The following is a 20,497-nucleotide window of genomic DNA, read 5'->3' as shown; positions in this document are numbered from 1 at the left end:
TTTGGGTATTTTTCAATTTTAATATAGGTGTTAACCCACTTGAGGAGGTACTTTTGTGATTTCAGTAAACGATTTTAAAACAGGCTTGACCGTCGAGGTGGACGGCGACATTTATACGGTGCTGGAGTTCCAACACGTAAAACCGGGTAAAGGCGCAGCGTTCGTCCGCTCCAAGCTGAAAAATCTGCGGAACGGCAACATTGTAGAGAAAACGTTCCGTGCCGGCGAAACGATCAGCCGGGCTATGATTGAAAACCGCGACGTGTCATATCTGTATGCCAGCGGCCAAGAGCATACGTTCATGGATAATGAAACCTACGATCAATTTACGTTGACGTCGGATCAACTGAAATGGGAACTGAATTTCCTGAAAGAAAATATGAACGTAAAAATCGTCAGCTACCAAGGCGAAATTATCGGGATCAACCTGCCGAACAGCGTCGAGCTGAAGGTAATTGAAACGGAACCCGGAATCAAAGGGAACACGGCTACCGGCGCAACCAAAAACGCCAAGGTCGAAACCGGCTTGAACGTTCAAGTACCGCTCTTCATTAATGAAGGCGACGTACTCTTGATCGATACACGCGATGGTAAATATATTTCGCGGGCTTAATCTCTCAGTAGTCAAGGCTCCGCTCCAGGCGGAGTCTTGTACCAACGGGCATCCTCCACCTTCCTGGGTGGAGGAATTTTTGTTAATATCGGCAAAACCATTGACGAACTTCGGGTCTTTCGTATTATACTGGTTTAAAGCGTTACTGGATTCAATGGGCTGAATGCTCCGATTTGGAGCACCATTAGGGAGGGTCTGACTTGGCTTTATACGTGATGAAATTTGGAGGCAGTTCCGTAGGCGATACGGAGCGCATACAACGCGTCGCCCGGCGTGTTGTGAACAAACAGCAGGAAGGGCATCAGGTGATGGTGGTCGTCTCCGCGATGGGCGATACGACGGACGATTTGATCGATCAGGCGAAGCTGATCAATCCAGACCCACCTTTGCGGGAAATGGATATGCTGATGACGACCGGCGAGCAAATCTCGATCGCGTTGATGGCGATGGCTATCGATGCGCTGGGCGCCAAGGCCGTTTCTTATACCGGTTGGCAAGCGGGCTTCCGCACGGAGGCGGAGCATGGCAAAGCACGCATTACCGATATTAAGCCGGAGCGGGTGCTCAAGTCGTTGGAAGAGGGATATATCGTTATCGTTGCCGGCTTCCAGGGCTTGACTGAGGACGGGGAGATTACGACGTTCGGGCGCGGCGGTTCGGATACGACGGCCGTTGCCTTGGCTGCGGCGACAAAGGCGGATTATTGCGAGATTTATACCGATGTGGACGGCGTGTATTCTACCGACCCGCGGATCGTAAAGAATGCCCGCAAGCTGAACGAAATCTCATACGACGAGATGCTTGAGCTCGCGAACTTAGGCGCGGCGGTCCTGCATCCCCGTGCGGTGGAATATGCGAAGCACAATAATGTACGGCTCGTCGTCCGCTCCAGCTTTAACAATCATGAAGGTACGGTCGTGAAGGAGGAAGTCAATATGGAACAAGGTGTGGTAGTCAGCGGGATCGCGTATGATAAGAACGTGGCCCGAATCAGCATATTGGGCGTATCGCACGTGCCCGGCGTACTGGCGAAGGTGTTTGGCTCTCTGGCTGAGGCCAAGATCGACGTGGACATCATCGTCCAAAGCGGCGTAACGGATGGTAAAGCGGATTTCTCCTTTACAGTAGCTCTGTCCGATTGCGACAAGGCGGTAAAGGTGTTGGAAGGGATCCGTAACGAGCTGCCTTACGAGAAGGTCACCTCTCAGGAAGGGCTTGTGAAGGTTTCGATCGTAGGCGCAGGGATGGTCAGCCATCCGGGCGTTGCGGCACAAATGTTTGAAGTGATCTCCAAGCAAGGCGTCAATATCGAGATGGTCAGCACCTCCGAAATTAAGGTGTCCTGCGTGATTGAAGGAAGCAAGCTGAACGATGTCGTGAAGGCCTTGCATACGGCATATGGTCTGGATGCGGAGACCACCGCATTTGTTGGCGGTCCGCAGGAGCGGCGTTAATCCGCATAACAAGCAACTTAAGAACGGGAAAAAAGGAATCCCTCGAAGCGAATCGCTTCGGGGGATTTTTTTTAATAAATAGAGATTTTCAGGCATATCGTTAAGAGAACAGATGGGACAAGAAGGAGGTATATATGCTTGATAAATTCGTGACAAGCATGGCGGCCTTGCGAATTTTTTCGGGTACGATCGAAATTCTAGCAGCGCTGCTTATGCTGAAGCTGGGCAGGGTAGATAAGGCGCTGGCCGTAAATTCGGCGCTGGCGTTCGTCGGCCCGACCATTCTGCTTGTCACCACGTCCATTGGACTTGTCGGGATGGCCGACAAATTGTCGTGGGGAAAGATGGCATGGATCGGGTGCGGGGTGACTTGTCTCTTAATCGGCATTTTGAAGAAATGATAGAGTTCCCTAGCATATTGATCAAGTACAAGCATACACATGTGATATAGCAAAAAACAATCCAAATAAGAGAAAGCAAACCAGGCGGTATGGACATGCATGAAAGTAAGAGTTTTGGGGGTAAGCCTATGAACCCGAGTTGGTTGACCGTATTTCCCGACAATCTCCGGGACTTGCTGCTGAAGCTTCCGCCTTCTATCTTTCCGGCTTTGGAAGAAATCCGCATACGCGAGGAACGACCGCTGGAGATTAATACGGGTGGCCGCTACTATTTTCTAACGCCGGACGGGGAGATGACGCGGAATCCGGACGCCGCTTACAAACCGGGCAAGCAGGACGGCAAACGGCTGCTTGACCTGATCACCAATCATTCGCTGTATACGATGGAGGAAGAGCTCCGCAAAGGGTTTATCACGATCGCCGGCGGCCATCGTATCGGACTAGCCGGGAGAACCTTGCTCAGCGGAGGAAGGGTGGAGCACTTGCGGGACATCAGCGGGTTTAACGTGCGGATTGCCCGAGAAATTAGAGGCATTGCCGATCCGATCCTGCCGAGGCTACTCGATTTCAGGCACAAAACGGTGTATCACACCTTAATCCTGTCTCCTCCCCAGCAAGGAAAAACGACGCTGATTCGCGATTTAGCGCGCCAGATTAGCAGCGGAACCTGGGGACATCCCGAGGCCTCCTGGCCGGGGCTAAAGGTTGCGGTCATCGACGAGCGCTCCGAAATCGCCGGCAGCAAGCGGGGAGTGCCCGGCTTTGACATGGGTCCGCGAACCGATGTGATGGACGGCTGCCCGAAGGCAGAAGGAATCATGATGATGATTCGCTCCATGTCGCCAGATGTCATCATCGTCGATGAAATCGGTCGACCGGAGGATGCCGAGGCTTTGGCTGAAGCGCTGCACGCCGGCGTCCGCGTCATCGCCACGGCGCATGGTTCAAGCGTGGACGATTTGGCTGCGCGCCCGGCATTGTCCCGGCTGGCGGAAAGCTCCTTCTTCCAAATGTATGCGGTGATCGCGCGGACGGATAAGGGACTTGCCTTTAAGCTGTGGGACGGCAAACGCCGCGGCATCCCGGCGGCCGCCCCCGGATGGAGAGGCAGGGAAGAGCATGCTTAAGATGTTTGGAGCTGCACTCGTCCTGCTGACTGCCACCATGGCAGGCTGGCTGCAAGCCAGGCAATTCGCGGCACGGCCAAGCCAAATCCGGAGGCTGATCCTCGCATTAAAGCGGCTCGAGACGGAGATCATGTACGGCTTTACACCGCTTCCGGACGCCCTCCGAAGAATCGGCGAGCAAAGCGGCGAGCCGATCCGAGCGATCTTCGTTCGTGCGGCGGACCATATGAGTTCCGCTCACCCGCTAACCGCCCAGGAGAGTCTGGAACAAGCCGTAACGAAGCTGTGGAGCTATACCGCGATGAAGGCGCCCGAGCAAGAGGTCATAAGGCAGCTTAGCTTAACGCTCGGGACAAGCGACCGGAAGGATCAACTCGGTCATATCGCCACAGCCGTACGGCAGCTGGAGAGCGAGGAATCCGCAGCACGGGAAGAACAGGCCCGCTATGAGAAAATGTATCGAAGCTTGGGGCTTTTGTGCGGAGCGTTCATCGTCATTTTGTTCTACTGAATACCATTTCCCTCCACGGCTGATTGACGCCTGTGAAATCGTTAGTGAGGTGCCAAATCAATGAACATAGAAGTGAACGCCATCTTTCAGATTGCAGGCATCGGTATCATCATTGCCATGATCCATACGGTATTGAAGCAGATGGGCAAAGAGGACATGGCGCATTGGGTGACGCTGATCGGGTTTGTGGTCGTCCTGTTCATGGTCATCCGGTTGCTTGACAGTCTGTTTCAGGAAATCAAATCAATCTTTTTATTCCAGTAGGTGAGCGCTCCGTGGAAATTATCCAAGTTGTAGGGCTCGGGCTCATCGCAACCGTGCTGGTTCTGGTCGTCAAGGAACAAAAGCCGATGTTCGCTTTCCTGATTGCCGCAAGCACGGGCGTTCTGATCTTCCTGTACCTGATCGGAAAAATCGGCGGGATCATCGAGGTGCTGGAGGATCTGGCCAACAAGTCCGGCGTCCAGATGATCTATCTGAAGACGATCCTGAAAATTATCGGGATCGCCTACATCGCCGAGTTTGGAGCACAGATCGTCCGGGATGCCGGTCAGGAGAGCATCGCCAGCAAAATCGAAATGGCGGGCAAAGTGCTCATCATGGTGCTTGCCATTCCGATTATCAGCATTATTATCGAAACGGTCATCAAGCTGCTGCCGGCTTAGCAGGCGCATTGCATCAGATTGGGGAGAAAGACTTATGCCAGCAACGATTGAACGATGGCGCGCTTCTACGCTGCTCTTGATCGTCTTAGGGGTCTTGCTGTTTGGGTACATGCCCGTCATCGCCTCCGCCGAAGGGGAAGGGGACAACTGGATCCAACGCCAAGCCAAGGAGCTTCCCACCGATCAGGTCGAAACGTATTGGCAGCAGCTGATGAAGGAGTACGGCGGGTTTTTCCCGGATCAGAAGCTTCCTTCCTTTATGGATATGCTTCTGCAGCAGGACCAGAGCTTTAGTCTGAAGGCGGGGCTAAGCGGCCTGATGCGATATATGTGGCACGAGGTGCTGTATAACGGACACATCTTAGTGACCATCGTGCTGCTCTCCATATTCAGTATGATTCTGGAAACCTTGCAGACCGCATTCGAGCGCAAGCAGGTCAGTAAAGTTGCCTACTCCATCTGCTATATGGTGATTTTGGTGCTTGCAATCAACAGCTTTCATGTGGCGATCACCTATGCGACGAATGCGATTAGCGGAATGATCGACTTTATGATGGCGATGGTGCCGCTGCTGTTCACGCTGCTGGCTTCCTTAGGCAATGCGGTAACGGTAACGGTGACCCACCCTTTGGTTGTATTTATGGTCCATGCGGTGGGGACGGCGGTGCATACGGTCATATTCCCGCTATTGTTCTTCTCGGCGGTGCTGCACATCGTTAGCTCGTTGTCCGACAAGTATAAGCTCACCCAGCTGGCCAATTTACTGCGTACCGTGAGCATGGCTTTGCTTGGGATCCTGCTCACCGTCTTTCTCGGCGTCATCTCGGTCAAAGGGATCGCCGGATCCGTGGCGGACGGGGTCACCCTGCGAGCGGCCAAATATCTGACCGGTAACTTCGTCCCGGTTGTCGGCAAAGTGTTCGCCGATGCAACGGACACGGTCATCTCCGCTTCCCTGCTCGTCAAGAATTCGATCGGTCTGGTCGGGGTGATCATTCTGCTGTTTCTGTGCGCCTTTCCGGCGATCAAGATCATTACGCTGGCACTAATCTTCAACTTGGCTGCGGCGGTGATGCAGCCGCTTGGCGATTCGCCGGTCATCGCATGCCTGGAGACGATCGGCAAGAGCATGTTGTATGTCTTCGCAGCGCTGGCCGCGGTGGGCATGATGTTCTTCCTGGCGATAACGATCATGCTGACCGCCGGGAACATCACCGTGATGATGAGGTGAGACGTCCTAAAGGGGCCCAAACGAATTACAAGGGGTGGTGATCATGCGTGGACTGGCTGGCGGAGTGGCTGAGAGAAATCATCTTCATCGTGTTAATCGCCGTGTTTATGGATTTGCTGCTGCCCAACCGCGCGATGGAGCGTTACGTCAGATTCGTGGTCAGCCTGCTGATCCTGCTAACGTTGATATCCCCAGTCATGCGTTTCTTCTCAGCCGATGCCAAAGACCAGCTGGAGGCAGCATTCTCGACGAGCTGGGACGGACTAGAGAGTCATTCCCAGGTTCAAAGCACGGAAGCGATCCTACAGCAGGGCGAGAAGCTGAGGGAAAAGCAGGAGTCCGAAGCGTTGGCCTGGGCAGGCGAGGAGGCGGCAAGGCAAATGAAGCAACAAATCGAGCGCTCGACAGGACGGCAAGTTGAACGGGTAACCGTCAAGCTGAAAACCAAACCCGCGGAAAAATCCGAAGCCGGCGGAATCCGTCCGCTGGCCGCAGAGCCGGTTATTTCCTCGGTAGAGGTCGTCATGGCGCAGGTGAAGTCGGAAGAGCAAACAGCAAAAGCCGATGCAGCCGGAAGAGGGCCGGAGGTATCGATCGCACCGGTAGAAAAAATAAAAATCAGCGTAAACACAAGCAATTCCGGCAAGACCGGGGACGCTGAGGAGGAATCCGAAGCGCAGAGCCAAGCGGCGATGGCCAGTTCCCCTGAAGAGTCGTTGGACGGGAACCCTTCAGGGGAAGATGGCAAAATCGGCGGCACGTCCGCAGGCGATGCCGAGCCGGCGGCAGACCGGCTGGTCTCGCAAATCGAAGAGCTGCTCCAGGAGAACTGGGGCGTTGATCGAGAGGCAATCACGGTCCTTAGGGCCGAGCATCTAAATGATTAACACGCCGGGAGGTGAAGAAAGTGCCGGGATGGCTGAAGAAACTGGAGCAATGGCTAGGCAAGGGTACGGATGGCAAAAAAACCGCAAGTACGTTTCGTTGGCTGTTGATCCTCGGGTTGGTTGGGATCGCCATCATGTTGTTTAACTCCTTCGTTAACGTGAAGCAGCTGGATAACAACGGCGAAGGGAGCCGCGAACCGCCGATGATGCAGGACCTTTCCGGATCAACCGGATCTGCGGGCGTCACGGGCGACGATGAATTCAGCAGCATCGAAACGGCGCTCGAAGGCAAAACCAAGGAGATTTTGGAGAAAATCGTGGGCGTCGGTGCGGTGGATGTGCTGGTCACCATTGATTCGACCGAGGAAATCGTGGTCCAACGAAACATCAAAGATTCGCAGGAGCTAACGGAAGAAAGCGATGCGGGTGGGGGAAAACGCCATATCACCCAATATACCCGTGACGGACAGATCGTCACCTACGAGGCTTCCGGCAGCGAGCAGCCGATCGTCACCAAGAAGATCAAGCCTAAGGTTCGTGGCGTGCTGGTCGTCGCCCGGGGAGCTGAGAACAAAACGGTGAAAAGCTTGATCGTCGATGCGGTTGAGAAGGGCTTAAACGTACCGGCTTACCGGATCTCCGTCGTCCCGCGCAAGCAATCTCAATAAGGAAGCAATCAAAATTTAAGGAAACGTTTCGTTCGAATACATTTTTTTGAGGAGGAAATCCAATATGAAATCCAAAAGACAAACGATTTGGCTGGTTTCCATGCTGAGCTTGATGGTGATTTTATCCGCTTACTACTTATTTACGGAAGAAGGACCGCAACCTGCGACAACCGCTGACGGACAACAGGTGACTGCGACAAATAACGGCATGAATGGAAGCACAGACGGCGATGATGTCATCCTTTCGGAAGTGACAACGGACGGCAGTGAAAACAGCAGCACAATCACGGACGATACAGCGATTGACGATCAAACCGAGCAATCCGCCGAAGAGGGCAAGAGCGAAAATACGGATGTGGCCAAAGACGGCGATACCGCAACCTCCACGGATACGCAAACGGCCGATGCTGGCAAGGCGTCGGAAGATACCGCAGCTGCGGACAACGGCCAGAAGGAAGCCACAACGGATGAAGATGTGCTGAGTCAGCTGGAAGCTCAAGGCGTCTCTTCTTCGGACACGCTGAACGCTTACCAATTCGCTCGTGCACAGGATAACGTGAAGAAGCAAGAAGAGCTGATGAAAACGATCAACGAAAACGAATCCCTTGAAGAAGCTGCAATGGCTCAACAAGAATTAAGCGCTTTGGAAGAGAAAGAAGCGAAAATCTATGACATCGAAGAAAGATTGAAACAGCAATATGCCAATGCCGTCGTACAAGAAGCGGACGACAAATATAAAGTCGTGGTGATCAGCGAGAAGATGGAAGCGAAAGAAGCCGTCAGCATCATGGACCTCGTGATCAAGGAACTGGGCGTATCCCAGGATAAAGTCAGCGTGCAATACGTAAAACAATAAGGTTATAGCACAGTCGAATAGCAACCGAGGAGGGAAGGGTCCGAGGCAACTTGGACTCTTTCCATTTTGATCGATTATGATATAATACATAAAGTTATGAGCCGAGAAGGCTTATGGTTGAAGGCCAAGGCTTTTCCTACAAAGCTGAAGGAGAGAGTGAAGATATGTTTAAGCTGAGTGAAATTAAAGAATTGATCGAGCTGCTGGACCAAACGTCCGTGCATGAACTAGAAATCGAAAATGAAGGCGCTCGCTTGTCCATTCGCAAGAACGGCGCGAGTGAAGTTGTTCACGTGCAGCCGCAGGTTGTTGCCGCTGTACCGCAAAATGTCCAAGCTGCCGCATCGGCTCCGGCTCCGCAAGAAACGGTATCGGCTCCTCAAGCGACAGACTCGGCCCCATCGGCTGCACCTGCTGCGAACTTACATACCATTGTTTCGCCGATGGTCGGGACGTTTTATCGTGCCTCGTCGCCGGAAGCTCAGCCTTACGTAAATATCGGCGACAAAGTCGGCGAGAAGACGACGGTCTGCATCATTGAAGCGATGAAGCTGATGAACGAACTGGAGGCGGAAGTGAAAGGCGAAATCATCGACATCCTGGTGGAGAACGGGCAGATGGTCGAATACGGTCAGCCTCTCTTTTTGGTGAAGCCGGAGTAAACCAAGGAATACGCCCTTAACGCATCATGCATGTTGCAGCTTCAAGGGCCGTTACCCTAGCTTTCCAAAGGAGGATACGAGTATCTCATGAAATTTCATAAAATATTGATTGCTAACCGCGGCGAGATTGCTGTGCGGATCATTCGTGCTTGCCGTGAACTCGGGATTTCTACCGTAGCGGTCTATTCCGAAGCGGACAAGGATTCGCTGCACGTCCGTTTGGCCGACGAAGCTTATTGCATCGGACCTACGCCGTCCAAGGACAGCTATTTGAATCTGACCAATTTGATGAGTGTAGCGACGTTGACGGAGTGCGACGCGATTCATCCAGGGTATGGGTTCCTGGCCGAAAATGCCGACTTCGCGGAAATCTGCGGCTCCTGCAATATTACGTTTATCGGCCCTTCCCCGGAAGCGATTACCCGCATGGGGGACAAGGCGATGGCGAAGCAAACGATGAAAGAGGCCAACGTGCCCGTCATTCCGGGCTCGGACGGATTGATTGAGGACCTCGAAGAAGCCGTGATGGTTGCTCGGGACATCGGTTATCCGGTCATCATCAAAGCGACCGCCGGCGGCGGAGGCAAAGGGATTCGGATTGCCGAGGACGAGGAATCGCTGATTAAGCAAATTACAACGGCGCAGCAAGAAGCGCAAAAAGCGTTTGGGAACGCCGGTGTCTATCTCGAAAAATACTTGACCGGCATGAAGCATGTGGAGATCCAAATCATCGCCGACAAACACGGTAACGCTGTATACTTGGGTGAACGCGATTGCTCAGTTCAGCGCCGTCGGCAGAAGCTGCTCGAGGAAGCGCCATGCCCGGTGCTCTCGCCAGAGAAGCGGCAAGAGATGGGAGAAGCGGCGGTTCGGGCCGCGCTGGCGGTGAACTACTCCGGTGCGGGAACGCTGGAGTTCCTACTGGGTCCGGACGGACAGTTTTATTTCATGGAAATGAACACGCGGATTCAGGTTGAGCATCCGGTTACCGAGATGGTTACCGGCGTTGATTTGATTCAAGAGATGATCTCTGTGGCCGAAGGTAATCCGCTATCCTTCACCCAAGAGGACATTAAGCTGAACGGTTGGTCGATCGAATGCCGGATTAATGCGGAGGATCCTACCCGCAACTTTATGCCGTCTCCGGGGAAAATCGGTTTCTATCTGCCTCCGGGCGGACCGGGTGTTCGCGTCGACAGCGGAGCTTATCCAGGGTACATGATCTCGCCCCATTACGATTCGATGATCGCGAAACTGATCGTTTGGGGACCGACACGGGAGGAAGCGATCGCGAAGATGAAACGGGCATTGTCCGAATTCGTCATCGAAGGAATTCATACCACGATTCCTTTCCATCAGAAGCTGCTGGAGCATCCGACCTTTATTAAAGGTGACTTTGATATCAAATTTTTGGAAGAAAACGAGATATAGAAAGCCGCCTCGCGTTTGTCATAATGAACCCAAAATGATATAGTATGTATAATAAGTGCGCGGTATCTATCGTTAGAGCAGCGTCATACTTATTGAGAGGTGGATGAATAGAATGAGCACATTGCCAACGGAATTCGAACGTACGGATATTGGTGAAATTCAAATTGCCCCCGAAGTCATCGAAGTGATTGCTGGACTGGCTACCGTCGAGGTGAAGGGGGTTGCCGGAATGAGCGGTGGATTTGCCGGCGGGATCGCCGAACTATTGGGAAGAAAGAACCTTTCCAAGGGTGTGAAGGTGGAAGTCGGTCAACGTGAAGCTGCGGTGGACGTATCCGTTATCGTCGAATACGGCAACCGTCTCCCGGAAGTCGCCTCGGAAATCCAGCGTAATGTGAAACGCTCCATCGAAAACATGACGGGACTGAATGTCGTTGAAGTGAACGTACATATTCACGACGTCATTTTCAAAGCAGCCGAACGTGTGGAAGAAGTGGAAGCGACCCATCGCGTGAAATAACGATTTGTCATGAACCCCTTGACCGCTTCCTTGGTCAGGGGTTTACTGTAATTTTCAGCTGGGACAAGCTGAAGCAACCCTCTTATTAAGGAGGCAATACCTGTCGTGGCCAAAATTTTAGATCGAATTTTGATGTTTATTTACAGCTTAAGCATTGCCATCCTATCCGTATTCGTTATTCTCGTGCTCACGGACGCCGTTCCTCTGGAATTGAAGGTCCTGGAGCAGCAACCGATCTATATCGGCACTTGGGTAGCGGCAATCCTGCTGCTCTTGATCAGCATTCGTGTGTTTTACATATCCGTCAGCAGAGACCGCAGCTCGGCGACCTCGATTGACCAACGCAATGAATACGGCGATATCCAGATCTCGGTGGACACCATCGAGAACTTGGCTTACAAAGCCGCTTCCCGCGTGCGTGGCATCAAGGAAGTGAAGACGCGGATTCGGATTACGGAATCCGGACTTGAAATCGTTGTGCGTGCGCTTGTGGACGGGGAGACGTCGATCCCTGCGTTGACGGAAGAAGTTCAGAAACAAGTCCATGACCGCGTCGAGGAAATTACCGGGATTCCTGTTTCCTACGTATCGGTGTACATTGCCAATCTGGTCCATTCCCCGGTTCTCAAAGGCCGGGTTGAATAGGGGTGAGCAGCGGGGTGTTCTGGAAACAATTGTGGGAGAGTCACAAAGGACGCCTGCTCGGGATAGCGGCGGCCGTGTTTTTATGCCCGATCTATCTGTTTTTCGGATTCTGGAATATGTTGTTCTGCGCCTTGCTGCTATTTATCGGGTATACGATTGGTAAGCAGAAGGACTTGGAGGGAGGCCCGCTCTTACCTTGGGGCACGATTTGGGAATGGCTGTCCACGCGTTGGCGTCCCTTTAAATGAGATTTTAATTGGGATTTTGAATTTTGAATTCCTCATTACCGCTTCCTGTGATATGCTTACTCCGGAAAAGAGCTAGGAACGTGTTCTTGCCCCTTTTGTGGAGTAAGCCTATTACGGGTCTTTTTTTGTGTTAAAGAGAGTCGTGAATTGTTAAATGTCCGGTGATGTTTGAGCCGGTTTTGGTCTATGCTTAGGGGTAAGAACTGAAAGATAGGATTTGAAGCATAGCAACTTAAAGGTAAGCCATGATGGAAGAGTAAAGCGTAGAAATTGGTTAGGAGGAAGCAGATGAAACGGCGTTTGGCGAGAGAGATTGCGGTGCAGAGCATGTACCAGATGGAAATGAACGAGGTGGACGCGAACGAAGCGGTAACGATGCTGCTGACGGAAGCGATGGAAGAGAACGAAGGTGAGGTCGAGCTGTCGGATGTAGATGCGACACGGGCTTTCGCGCTGGAGCTGGTCAACGGCACCTGGAGCCGGAAGGATGCGATCGATAGCTTGCTGGAGGATTATTTGAAGGGATGGCAAATCAGCCGCTTGTCCAAGGTGGACCGGCAGGTGTTGCGTCTGGCAACTTATGAAATGATCTTCCGCGATGACGTGCCGGGGAAAGTCGCTGTAAATGAAGCGATCGAGCTGGCCAAGCATTTTGGATCCCCGGAATCCGGCAAATTCGTCAACGGCGTACTTGGGAAGATGATTCAAGACATCGATCAATTGAAGAACAAACGATAATTCCATTTTCAATTTTAATTTAAGGAAGAGGAGCGGACGAGCATGACAGCACCAATCATTAACGGTAAACAAATTTCGGAGGATATCCGCAAGGATTTGCGCGCAGAGGTAGAACAGCTGGCGAAGCAAGGCTTTACGCCGGGACTGGCGGTCGTGCTCGTCGGGGAAGATCCGGCTTCGCAGGTATATGTGCGGAACAAGGAGAAAGCCTGCCATGAGCTGGGCTACTATTCGGAGGTTCATCACCTCCCGGCGGAAACGCCGCAAGAGGACCTGCTCGCTTTGGTGGACAAGCTGAACCATCAGGCGAATATCCATGGGATTCTGGTGCAACTGCCGTTGCCCAAGCATATTGATGAGAAAGCGGTCATCGATGCCATTTCGCCGGAGAAAGACGTTGACGGATTCCATCCGATGAATGTCGGGAATCTGATGATCGGCGACGACAGCTTGCTGCCGTGTACGCCGGCGGGGGTGATTGAACTCATCAAACGCACAGGCGTGGAGATCGCCGGGAAGCATGCGGTTGTCATTGGCCGCAGCAACATCGTCGGCAAGCCGGTTTCCTTGCTCCTGCAACGGGAGAACGCCACAGTAACGATGTGTCATTCGCGTACGGCGAACATGAAAGAGTTGACTCGCCTCGCGGATATTCTTGTGGTTGCAATCGGGCGCGCGAACTTTGTGGATGCTTCTTACGTGAAGCCAGGCGCCGTGGTCATTGATGTCGGGATGAACCGACTGGTAAACGGCAAGCTGGCCGGGGACGTGGATTTTGAGAGCGTTAAAGAGATTTCCGGACCGATCACACCCGTACCTGGCGGCGTTGGCCCGATGACGATTACGATGCTGATGCAAAATACGCTGATTGCAGCCAAACGCCTGCAAGGGCTGGCTTAAGCTAAAGTTGTCGAATAACTGGGTTCAAATAAGGGAACAAAACGTTCTTATTTCGCTCTGATGATGGCATTTTGGGAAAATAGAGGACTTTTTTGGCCTTATTGCTGGGCGATAGGTGGAAAACCCCGCATATAGGGGCAACAGCGATAAAATAACGGAAAAAAGTTCCCTTATCTTCATCAGCAGCGACAACGAGAAGCAAATAAGGGTATACATTGCCCTTATTCTCGGAAAGGAGGCGGCACCTTTGGATCAGCAACGGATTTTGACGGTCAAGGAATTAAACCGCTACATCCGGATGAAGCTGGAATCGGATCAGGTGCTCACCGACGTCTGGATTCGCGGTGAAATTTCCAATTTCACGCATCATTCCAGCGGGCATATGTATTTCACGCTGAAGGATGCGGACAGCCGGATCAAAAGCATTATGTTCGCATCGTATAACCAGCGGCTGCCGTTCCGACCTAAAGAAGGCACGCGCGTGATTGCACGCGGTAATGTTTCCGTCTACGAGCGGGATGGCCAGTATCAATTCTACGTGACGCATATGCAGCCGGACGGCGTAGGCAGCCTGTATCTGGCCTTTGAGCAGCTGAAGCAGAAGCTCGAAGCGGAGGGCTTGTTCGCGCCGGGACGCAAACGGCCGTTGCCGCGGTTCCCGAAGACGATCGGCGTGGTGACCTCGCCAACCGGAGCGGCGGTCCGCGACATCTTAACGACGCTGGGGCGGCGTTATCCGCAGGCAGCAGTGATCCTGTACCCCGTGCTTGTCCAGGGCAAGGGGGCAGCGCCGTCGATCGTGAAAGCGATCCGAACGCTGAACGCGATGGGCGAGGCCGACGTGCTCATCGTCGGCCGCGGCGGCGGCTCGCTCGAGGAGCTGTGGGCGTTCAACGAGGAGCAGGTCGCGCGGGCGATCTATGAATCGGCGATTCCCGTCATCTCGGCCGTGGGCCATGAGACGGACTTCACTATCGCCGATTTCGTCGCCGACCTGCGAGCTGCCACGCCCACAGCGGCCGCCGAGCTGGCCGTGCCGCACACGGCCGAGCTGCGCGCGCTCTTGCGCCAGCGAGAACAGGTGCTGCAGCAGAGCTTGCAGCACCGCCTGCAGCAGGCGCGCGAACGGCTGCGCCGGCTGCAACGCTCGCCGGCGCTGACGCAGCCGCGGCGCAGCCTGCTCCAGCACGCGGAGCGGCTGGACCGGCTGTCCTCGCGGCTGACGGGCCACATGCAGACGCGCCTGCAATTGGCCGGCGCGGCGCAAGACCGCCTGCACCAGCGTCTGCTGCGCTTCCATCCACGGGATGCGCTGCAGTTCGCGGGACGCCGGCGGCGGGAGGCGGATCGCCTGCTGCGGCAAGCGATGCAGGGCATCCTGCGGGAGAAGTCCAGCCAGCTGGCCTCGGGCATTCGCCATCTGGATGCGCTAAGCCCGCTTAAAGTCATGGCGCGGGGCTATAGCCTCGTCTACGATGAACGAGGAGAACGGATCATCAAGTCGTTATCGGACGTCGAACTGGGCGACCGGATAACGGTGAAGGTGACGGACGGAGAACTAGATTGTCAAGTTTGGGGCATGAGGCCGGAAGGAGCGGGGGAAGATGAAGGAACAGGAAACCAAGCTTAATGCCGAGGCGCAGCATGCGGAACTAAATTTCGAAGATGCGATGAACCAGCTGGAGGACATCGTGTCTCAGCTGGAACGCGGAGACGTGCCGTTGGAGAAAGCGATTGATCTGTTTCAGCAGGGCATGCGGCTCTCGCAAATCTGCGGTCAAAAGCTGGCACAGGTGGAACGTAAGATCGAAATGATTGTTGAAGAAGACGGGGCGGTAGAGAAGCAGCCGTTTCAGCCGCCGTTAAGCGATAGTTTGGACTTCTGAGGAGAGCGGTGATCTTGTTGCAGCAGCAATTATCGATAGAGGCATACATGAAGGAGATTGCTGAAGCCGTGTCCACACGCTTGTCCTCCAGCCTTCCGGCGGCATGGCAGGTGCCGGAAACGCTAAGCCGGGCGATGGATTATTCGCTGATGGCGGGTGGGAAACGGCTTCGGCCGCTGCTCGTCGTGGCTGCGGCGGAGGCGCTCGGCGGCAGCCGGGATGCGGCAATGCCCGTCGCCTGCGCCGTGGAAATGGTACATACGTACTCGCTGATCCATGACGATCTCCCGGCCTTGGACAACGATGACTTCCGTCGCGGGAAACCAACGAATCATAAAGTGTTTGGAGAAGCGATGGCCATCTTGGCCGGGGATGGGCTGTTGACGCATGCTTTTTACAGCGTGGTTCAAGCGAGCCGCAAGCAAGGGGTGCCGGCCGAGGCTTCTTTAGCGATCGTGGAGGAATTGTCGCGGTTTGCCGGGCCGGGCGGCATGGTGGGCGGCCAGGTGGCCGACATGCAAGGCGAGCAGGGAGTGACCGATCTCGACCAGCTGCGCTACATTCATGAGCACAAAACCGGAGATCTGATCGTATTTTCGGTCAGAGCGGGCGGACATATCGCTTCGGGAAATGCAGAGCAGCTTGAGGCTTTGGAGCGGTACGGACGGGCGCTGGGGCATGCGTTTCAAATTCAGGACGACATCCTGGATCTGATCGGGGATGAAAGCAAGCTCGGCAAAAAAACGCAAAGCGATGTCATCCAACAGAAGGTGACTTATCCTTACTTTATCGGCATCGAGGCTTCCCGGGCGGAAGTCGAACGGCTGACGAGTGAGGCGAAGCAGGCGTTACAAAACGGAGCGATTCCGAACCCGCAGCGGCTGCTGGAAATTGCCGATCTGCTGCTTCGCCGCGATCACTAGTCACTTTCCCATCGAAGGCGTTGGTCGAAATCAGGGAAAAATGACTTACCTATCCGCCGCAAGTGATTTCGACATCATGATGACATATGGTATAATGAAGGCTATTATCAACATGTGCAAGAAAAGGCCGGACTTAGATGCCGGCTTTTTGAACCATACATTTAGGAAAGCGGGGAATGGCTGTGCTGCTTTCGCAAATACATGAGCCTGCCGATCTGAAAAACTTGTCCCTGGAGCAATTGACGCCGCTCGCTGAGGAAATCCGCCAGTTCTTGATCGAGAAGCTGTCGGTTACCGGCGGGCATTTGGCTTCGAATTTGGGCGTGGTGGAATTGACGATCGCCCTGCACTATTGCTACAACAGTCCGCAGGATAAACTCATCTTTGACGTAGGACACCAAGCCTATGTACATAAAATACTAACCGGGCGGAAGGACCAGTTCGACACGCTTCGTAAACATCATGGATTATGCGGGTTCGTCAAGCGGAGCGAGAGCGTGCATGACGTGTGGGAAGCAGGGCACAGCAGCACCTCCCTCTCAGCGGCTATGGGGATGGCGCTGGCCCGGGATATGAAGGGCGAATCGAACCGCGTGATTGCGATCATCGGGGACGGTGCGTTAACCGGCGGGATGGCGTTTGAAGCGCTGAACCATATCGGCCATGAGAAGAAAGATTTGATGGTGGTCTTGAACGACAATGAGATGTCGATCGCGCCAAATGTCGGAGCTTTGCATAACTACTTGACCAAAATCCGCTCAGACCGCAATTACCTGCGGGCCAAAGACGAAGTGGAGCAGCTGCTGAAGAAAATCCCGGCCATTGGCGGCAAAGTCGCCAAAACCGTGGAGCGGGTGAAGGACAGCCTGAAGTATTTGATGGTATCCGGCGTCTTATTTGAAGAGCTCGGATTCAAATACCTGGGACCGGTTGACGGCCATGACTTGCCGGGCCTTATCGATGCCTTCAAGCAGGCCAATAACGTCAGCGGACCAGTTTTGGTGCACGTTCTGACCACCAAGGGCAAAGGCTATACCCCGGCTGAACAGGATTCGCATAAATGGCATGGCATCACGCCGTACAAAATCGAATCCGGCCAAGTGCTGAAGGCTGTTGGGAATCCGATGTACACGGAGGTGTTCGGACAGACCTTGATCGAGCTGGCCGAACAGGACGAACGGATTGTGGCGGTGACTCCGGCGATGCCGGGCGGTTCCGGATTGGTGAAATTCGGCGAACGTTTTCCTGGACGCATGATTGACGTCGGTATCGCCGAGCAGCATGCCGCGACGATGTGCGCCGCCATGGCGATGGAAGGCTTGAAGCCGGTCTATGCGGTGTATTCCACGTTCATGCAGCGGGCTTACGACCAGATCGTGCATGATATTTGCCGCCAGAACGCCAACGTGATGTTCGCTATCGACCGGGCTGGATTCGTAGGAGCGGACGGGGAGACCCACCAAGGGGTTTACGATATCGCTTTTATGCGTCATATTCCAAATATCGTATTAATGATGCCGAAGGATGAAAATGAATTGCGCCACATGATGAAGACGGCGCTGGAATATAACGACGGGCCGATTGCTTACCGCTATCCGCGGATCAACGTACCGGGGGTTCCGCTGGACAAAGAGCTGGTGCCCATTCCGATCGGAACGTGGGAGCTGCTGCGGGAAGGCGACAACCTGACGATCGTTGCGGTTGGCCCGATGGTGCAGGTTGCCGAAGAAGCGGCGGAAAGGCTGAAGCGGGAAGGCGTGTCCGCTGCGGTGGTGAACGCCAGATTCTTAAAACCGCTGGACGGAGAGATGCTGGTTCAACTCGCGCAAAGCAGCGGGACCATGATCGTGCTGGAGGAAGCTTCGCAGGCGGGAAGCTTGGGTAGTGCGATCTTGGAGTTCTATGCAGAGCAAGGAATCACGGGTCTGGACATCCGATTGATGGGCGTGCCCGACCGGTTTATCGAGCACGGCAGCATCAAGGAGCAATTGGAAGAAGTCGGCTTGACCGCCGAGAACGTCGTTCGTGAGGTACACAAACTACGGAGCGAACCACATTTAACGCTAGGCAAGAAAGTAAATTATTGACGGGAGATTGGCATGTCGGTTTCCAAGGAACGCGTAGACGTCCTGCTCGTCGAGCAGGGGTATTTTGACAGCAGAGAAAAGGCGAAAGCCGCGATCATGGCCGGACTGGTGTTTGGCGGACAGGAACGGATCGAGAAGGCGGGGACGAAGATTCCCCGGGATACCGTGTTGTCGGTCAAGGGAGCGATCCATCCTTATGTCAGCCGGGGCGGACTTAAGCTGGAAAAAGCGATCAAGCAGTTTAACCTGGATCTGACCGGTCGTACGATGCTAGATATCGGATCTTCGACCGGCGGATTTACGGATTGCGCCTTACAGCATGGTGCTGAGTATGTATACGCGATTGACGTCGGATACAATCAGCTGGATTGGTCGCTACGCAACGATCCGCGGGTGAACGTCAAGGAACGCACCAACTTCCGTTATATGACGCCGCAGGATTTGGACGGTCCTCCGCCGGATTTTGCCAGTATCGACGTTTCCTTCATTTCGCTAAAAATCATTTTGCCGCCGCTTCTTGCGTTGTTGAAACGGCCGGCGGACATCGCTGCGCTCATTAAGCCGCAGTTTGAGGCTGGTCGTGAAAAGGTTGGTAAATCGGGGGTCGTCCGCGATCCCAAAGTACACCAGGAAGTGTTGGAGACCGTGCTGAGCTTTGCGGTGGAGCAAGGCTATGAGGTGGCCGGGTTGACCTTCTCTCCGATTACCGGCGGGGAAGGGAACATCGAATTTTTAGCTCATCTCAGATTGGAAGAAGAAGCTGCGGCTGGTACGGCAGAGGAGCAGGATGTGGATCAGCTTACACGGATCCGCGAGCTGGCGGCCAGCGTCGTTCATGAAGCATCAAACACCTTTACAGGAGGCCCATCCAAGTGATGGGTCTTTTTTCATTGCAGCATCTTGCAAATCGAACGCTTGTTCCCTATAATGGAATCAAAACCTTGATGTTGTCCTCATTCCCTTCTAAATTTTGTGCTTCTCTAGACAGGAGCTAATCGCGGAAGCGTCGAAATAAGGGATGAGGTGATATCGGTGGGAGCTTATTCGGACGGTCTTCTGATGGTAGTGATCGCGGGAATCGGCGTGTATTTGCTATACCGCGGTTTTCGTTCCTGGGTCCGCAAGCCGTTTTCTTTACGATCCGGCATCGGATTTGAGATGAATGAGGAGATTATAGAGCACCCTGCGGTGGACATGCTGGAAGAAGCAGGGTACGAAGTCGTCAGCGATAAACTGAAAGTTCCGCTCACCTTCCGTGTGGACGGAGAACTTCTGCACAGCCGTCTCTTTATTGACTATATTGCAGTCAAGAATGGGGAATTCTATCTTGTTAGAACTGCGCGGGAACGCCGCCCGGTGGAATGGACGGGTAGCGGTTTGCGCCGGGACCTGTTGCCGTTCCTGCTGTTATATCCGGAATGCGCTGGCGTGTTATACGTAGATCCGGAGCAAGGGGAACTGAAGGTCATATCCCTAACGACGGACGATAATGAAGAAGATGAATCCGCCTAAACCGATAAATACTGATAAATACGACTAAATACGACCATACAAGGCTAATGGAGGGCAGAATGAAGGGGCATAGACATATCAAGATAAGGGAAATCATTTCGGCCAGGGAAATCGAAACCCAGGATGAGCTGGTAGAAGCATTACGCGAGGCGGGGTATCAAGTCACTCAAGCGACGGTCTCCCGCGACATTAAGGAATTAATGCTGATTAAGGTGCCTACGGACGACGGCAGGTACAAGTACTCCATGCCGACGGCTCAGCGTTATAATCCGGTGCAGAAGCTGCAACGGGCGCTGGTCGACAGTTTCGTGCATATCGACTATACCGGCAATTTGGTTGTCATGAAGTGTCTTCCGGGGACCGCGAATTCGGTAGCCGTGCTGCTGGACAATATGGAATGGCCGGATCTGCTTGGCACAATTTGCGGTGACGACACGATCTTACTGATTTGCCGCAACGAGGACTATAGCCGGTATCTGATTGATCAGATCATGGGATACATATCTTAATTGAGTTGGGAGTAGGGGAGGAT

25 protein-coding genes are annotated in these 20,497 nt (G+C 53.7%); all 25 read left to right on the top strand.

All coding sequences use genetic code 11. The features are described 5' to 3' along the window. Window positions 1-55 precede the first annotated feature (55 nt). Entirely contained in the window at window positions 56-613 is a 558-nt protein-coding gene (efp, locus tag NSQ80_RS12740; RefSeq protein ID WP_260070616.1) for an elongation factor P, read from the top strand. A 200-nt stretch (window positions 614-813) separates the two neighbouring features. After that, window positions 814-2,067 carry an aspartate kinase gene (locus NSQ80_RS12735; RefSeq protein WP_260070617.1) on the top strand — a complete coding sequence of 418 codons (1,254 nt, stop codon included), beginning with the start codon at window positions 814-816 and terminating at the stop codon, window positions 2,065-2,067. 134 nt (window positions 2,068-2,201) lie between these two features. Beyond that, window positions 2,202-2,468, top strand: coding sequence for a YqhV family protein (locus tag NSQ80_RS12730; protein ID WP_260070618.1), 267 nt, complete (start codon window positions 2,202-2,204; stop codon window positions 2,466-2,468). 128 nt (window positions 2,469-2,596) lie between these two features. Further along, window positions 2,597-3,595, top strand: coding sequence for a stage III sporulation protein AA (gene spoIIIAA, locus NSQ80_RS12725; RefSeq protein ID WP_036645775.1), 999 nt, complete (start codon window positions 2,597-2,599; stop codon window positions 3,593-3,595). Next, entirely contained in the window at window positions 3,588-4,106 is a 519-nt protein-coding gene (gene spoIIIAB, locus NSQ80_RS12720) for a stage III sporulation protein SpoIIIAB (protein ID WP_009225774.1), read from the top strand. Before spoIIIAA ends, spoIIIAB begins: the two co-directional genes overlap by 8 nt. 60 nt (window positions 4,107-4,166) lie before the next feature. After that, window positions 4,167-4,370: a stage III sporulation protein AC gene (gene spoIIIAC / locus NSQ80_RS12715; RefSeq protein WP_009225775.1), complete on the top strand. Its 204-nt coding sequence runs from the start codon at window positions 4,167-4,169 to the stop codon at window positions 4,368-4,370. Between the two features lie 11 nt (window positions 4,371-4,381). Beyond that, complete coding sequence (gene spoIIIAD, locus NSQ80_RS12710; RefSeq protein ID WP_009225776.1) at window positions 4,382-4,771, top strand: stage III sporulation protein AD; 390 nt, start codon at window positions 4,382-4,384, stop codon at window positions 4,769-4,771. 34 nt (window positions 4,772-4,805) lie between these two features. Then, window positions 4,806-6,002: a stage III sporulation protein AE gene (spoIIIAE, locus tag NSQ80_RS12705; protein ID WP_009225777.1), complete on the top strand. Its 1,197-nt coding sequence runs from the start codon at window positions 4,806-4,808 to the stop codon at window positions 6,000-6,002. A gap of 47 nt (window positions 6,003-6,049) precedes the next feature. Next, window positions 6,050-6,889, top strand: coding sequence for a stage III sporulation protein AF (gene spoIIIAF / locus NSQ80_RS12700; RefSeq protein WP_339299285.1), 840 nt, complete (start codon window positions 6,050-6,052; stop codon window positions 6,887-6,889). A gap of 20 nt (window positions 6,890-6,909) precedes the next feature. Next, on the top strand, window positions 6,910-7,557 hold the full coding sequence (gene spoIIIAG, locus NSQ80_RS12695) for a stage III sporulation protein AG (protein WP_009225779.1): 648 nt from the start codon (window positions 6,910-6,912) through the stop codon (window positions 7,555-7,557). 64 nt (window positions 7,558-7,621) lie between these two features. After that, the gene (locus NSQ80_RS12690; RefSeq protein ID WP_009225780.1) at window positions 7,622-8,413 is read left to right on the top strand and encodes a SpoIIIAH-like family protein; all 792 of its coding nucleotides are present in this window, start codon (window positions 7,622-7,624) and stop codon (window positions 8,411-8,413) included. 164 nt (window positions 8,414-8,577) lie between these two features. Continuing rightward, window positions 8,578-9,075: an acetyl-CoA carboxylase biotin carboxyl carrier protein gene (gene accB / locus NSQ80_RS12685; protein WP_016311706.1), complete on the top strand. Its 498-nt coding sequence runs from the start codon at window positions 8,578-8,580 to the stop codon at window positions 9,073-9,075. 87 nt (window positions 9,076-9,162) lie between these two features. Further along, window positions 9,163-10,506, top strand: a complete 1,344-nt coding sequence (accC, locus tag NSQ80_RS12680) for an acetyl-CoA carboxylase biotin carboxylase subunit (RefSeq protein WP_009225782.1) — start codon at window positions 9,163-9,165, stop codon at window positions 10,504-10,506. Between the two features lie 112 nt (window positions 10,507-10,618). Continuing rightward, window positions 10,619-11,026: an Asp23/Gls24 family envelope stress response protein gene (locus tag NSQ80_RS12675; protein WP_009225783.1), complete on the top strand. Its 408-nt coding sequence runs from the start codon at window positions 10,619-10,621 to the stop codon at window positions 11,024-11,026. Window positions 11,027-11,131: 105 nt separating this feature from the next. After that, a complete protein-coding gene (gene amaP / locus NSQ80_RS12670) occupies window positions 11,132-11,671 on the top strand; it encodes an alkaline shock response membrane anchor protein AmaP (protein ID WP_009225784.1) in 540 nt (179 codons plus the stop codon). A gap of 14 nt (window positions 11,672-11,685) precedes the next feature. Continuing rightward, window positions 11,686-11,919 (top strand): DUF2273 domain-containing protein, encoded by a 234-nt coding sequence (locus tag NSQ80_RS12665; protein ID WP_009225785.1) that lies wholly within the window; start codon window positions 11,686-11,688, stop codon window positions 11,917-11,919. A gap of 288 nt (window positions 11,920-12,207) precedes the next feature. Beyond that, window positions 12,208-12,657 carry a transcription antitermination factor NusB gene (gene nusB, locus NSQ80_RS12660; protein WP_009225786.1) on the top strand — a complete coding sequence of 150 codons (450 nt, stop codon included), beginning with the start codon at window positions 12,208-12,210 and terminating at the stop codon, window positions 12,655-12,657. Between the two features lie 42 nt (window positions 12,658-12,699). Beyond that, window positions 12,700-13,557, top strand: a complete 858-nt coding sequence (gene folD / locus NSQ80_RS12655; protein ID WP_339299281.1) for a bifunctional methylenetetrahydrofolate dehydrogenase/methenyltetrahydrofolate cyclohydrolase FolD — start codon at window positions 12,700-12,702, stop codon at window positions 13,555-13,557. A gap of 247 nt (window positions 13,558-13,804) precedes the next feature. Next, window positions 13,805-15,187: an exodeoxyribonuclease VII large subunit gene (gene xseA, locus NSQ80_RS12650; protein WP_028538375.1), complete on the top strand. Its 1,383-nt coding sequence runs from the start codon at window positions 13,805-13,807 to the stop codon at window positions 15,185-15,187. After that, a complete protein-coding gene (xseB, locus tag NSQ80_RS12645) occupies window positions 15,162-15,443 on the top strand; it encodes an exodeoxyribonuclease VII small subunit (protein ID WP_339299279.1) in 282 nt (93 codons plus the stop codon). The genes xseA and xseB overlap by 26 nt, the downstream gene beginning before the upstream one ends. A gap of 47 nt (window positions 15,444-15,490) precedes the next feature. Next, window positions 15,491-16,366 carry a polyprenyl synthetase family protein gene (locus NSQ80_RS12640; RefSeq protein WP_036645822.1) on the top strand — a complete coding sequence of 292 codons (876 nt, stop codon included), beginning with the start codon at window positions 15,491-15,493 and terminating at the stop codon, window positions 16,364-16,366. Between the two features lie 182 nt (window positions 16,367-16,548). Then, window positions 16,549-18,453, top strand: a complete 1,905-nt coding sequence (gene dxs, locus NSQ80_RS12635) for a 1-deoxy-D-xylulose-5-phosphate synthase (protein ID WP_028538374.1) — start codon at window positions 16,549-16,551, stop codon at window positions 18,451-18,453. Between the two features lie 12 nt (window positions 18,454-18,465). Further along, window positions 18,466-19,329, top strand: a complete 864-nt coding sequence (locus NSQ80_RS12630) for a TlyA family RNA methyltransferase (protein WP_028538373.1) — start codon at window positions 18,466-18,468, stop codon at window positions 19,327-19,329. Between the two features lie 156 nt (window positions 19,330-19,485). Further along, window positions 19,486-19,965, top strand: a complete 480-nt coding sequence (locus NSQ80_RS12625; protein ID WP_028538372.1) for a hypothetical protein — start codon at window positions 19,486-19,488, stop codon at window positions 19,963-19,965. Window positions 19,966-20,024: 59 nt separating this feature from the next. Then, on the top strand, window positions 20,025-20,474 hold the full coding sequence (gene argR, locus NSQ80_RS12620) for a transcriptional regulator ArgR (RefSeq protein WP_009225795.1): 450 nt from the start codon (window positions 20,025-20,027) through the stop codon (window positions 20,472-20,474). Window positions 20,475-20,497 lie beyond the last annotated feature (23 nt).

Origin of the sequence: Paenibacillus sp. FSL K6-2441, from assembly GCF_037964765.1 — a bacterium.
GTDB classification, from domain to species: domain Bacteria; phylum Bacillota; class Bacilli; order Paenibacillales; family Paenibacillaceae; genus Fontibacillus; species Fontibacillus phoenicis.
Note: the sequence above shows the minus strand (reverse complement) of the source record. Positions and strands in the feature narration are given on the sequence as shown.

Bases quoted from the DNA above. Each gene is read 5' to 3' on its own strand.
- NSQ80_RS12730 (WP_260070618.1), top strand. From the start codon at position 2,202: ATGCTTGATAAATTCGTGACAAGCATGGCGGCCTTGCGAATTTTTTCG.
- NSQ80_RS12675 (WP_009225783.1), top strand. From the start codon at position 10,619: ATGAGCACATTGCCAACGGAATTCGAACGTACGGATATTGGTGAAATT.
- argR (WP_009225795.1), top strand. From the start codon at position 20,025: ATGAAGGGGCATAGACATATCAAGATAAGGGAAATCATTTCGGCCAGG.
- spoIIIAB (WP_009225774.1), top strand. From the start codon at position 3,588: ATGCTTAAGATGTTTGGAGCTGCACTCGTCCTGCTGACTGCCACCATG.
- nusB (WP_009225786.1), top strand. From the start codon at position 12,208: ATGAAACGGCGTTTGGCGAGAGAGATTGCGGTGCAGAGCATGTACCAG.
- spoIIIAE (WP_009225777.1), top strand. From the start codon at position 4,806: ATGCCAGCAACGATTGAACGATGGCGCGCTTCTACGCTGCTCTTGATC.
- accB (WP_016311706.1), top strand. From the start codon at position 8,578: ATGTTTAAGCTGAGTGAAATTAAAGAATTGATCGAGCTGCTGGACCAA.
- spoIIIAA (WP_036645775.1), top strand. From the start codon at position 2,597: ATGAACCCGAGTTGGTTGACCGTATTTCCCGACAATCTCCGGGACTTG.
- NSQ80_RS12640 (WP_036645822.1), top strand. From the start codon at position 15,491: ATGAAGGAGATTGCTGAAGCCGTGTCCACACGCTTGTCCTCCAGCCTT.
- xseB (WP_339299279.1), top strand. From the start codon at position 15,162: ATGAAGGAACAGGAAACCAAGCTTAATGCCGAGGCGCAGCATGCGGAA.
- folD (WP_339299281.1), top strand. From the start codon at position 12,700: ATGACAGCACCAATCATTAACGGTAAACAAATTTCGGAGGATATCCGC.
- accC (WP_009225782.1), top strand. From the start codon at position 9,163: ATGAAATTTCATAAAATATTGATTGCTAACCGCGGCGAGATTGCTGTG.
- NSQ80_RS12690 (WP_009225780.1), top strand. From the start codon at position 7,622: ATGAAATCCAAAAGACAAACGATTTGGCTGGTTTCCATGCTGAGCTTG.
- NSQ80_RS12630 (WP_028538373.1), top strand. From the start codon at position 18,466: ATGTCGGTTTCCAAGGAACGCGTAGACGTCCTGCTCGTCGAGCAGGGG.
- spoIIIAC (WP_009225775.1), top strand. From the start codon at position 4,167: ATGAACATAGAAGTGAACGCCATCTTTCAGATTGCAGGCATCGGTATC.